This window comes from Mesorhizobium sp. M2E.F.Ca.ET.209.01.1.1 (assembly GCF_004010375.2).
GTDB lineage: Bacteria > Pseudomonadota > Alphaproteobacteria > Rhizobiales > Rhizobiaceae > Mesorhizobium.
In genome coordinates this window covers 1-488 of sequence record NZ_SADP02000150.1, presented here as the reverse complement: position 1 = coordinate 488, position 488 = coordinate 1, and the positions used below count along the sequence as shown (strand labels likewise).

Sequence of the window (488 nt, the reverse complement as noted above, 5' to 3'; positions counted from 1 at the left end):
ACCAGCATATTGCCGGTCACCGAAATACCGTAGGCCGAGGCCAGCCGGCTGGATTCGCCGAAGCCGACCACCAGCAGCATCACCACCAGCGCCAGCATCAGGTTGATGCGCGGCAGATAGATCTGGCCCGACTGTTTTTCCGACGTGTGCTGGATGACGAAACGCGGCAGCATGTTGAGCTGTACCGCTTGCCTGGTCAGCGAAAAGGCGCCGGAGATCACCGCCTGGCAGGCGATCACGGTCGCCGCCGTGGCAAGCACGACCATCGGAATAAGCGTCCAGCCCTGGTTCATCTCGAAGAACGGATGACCGACAACGCCGCCATTTGCCAGCACGAAGGCGCCTTGCCCGACATAATTGAGCAACAGACAAGGGAACACGATCGCCAGCCAGGCGAGCACGATCGGCTTGCGGCCGAAATGGCCGAGGTCGGCGTAGAGCGCCTCGGCTCCGGTGACGGCGAGGAAGACTGCACCAACCGTAACGAA

The 488-nt window shown here is 61.9% G+C and carries 1 protein-coding gene; it reads right to left on the bottom strand.

What is annotated here, in order from left to right; translation table 11 throughout:
• Positions 1–488 (bottom strand): KUP/HAK/KT family potassium transporter (locus tag EN852_RS35035; protein WP_189546347.1); only part of this gene is annotated, 488 nt, incomplete at both ends.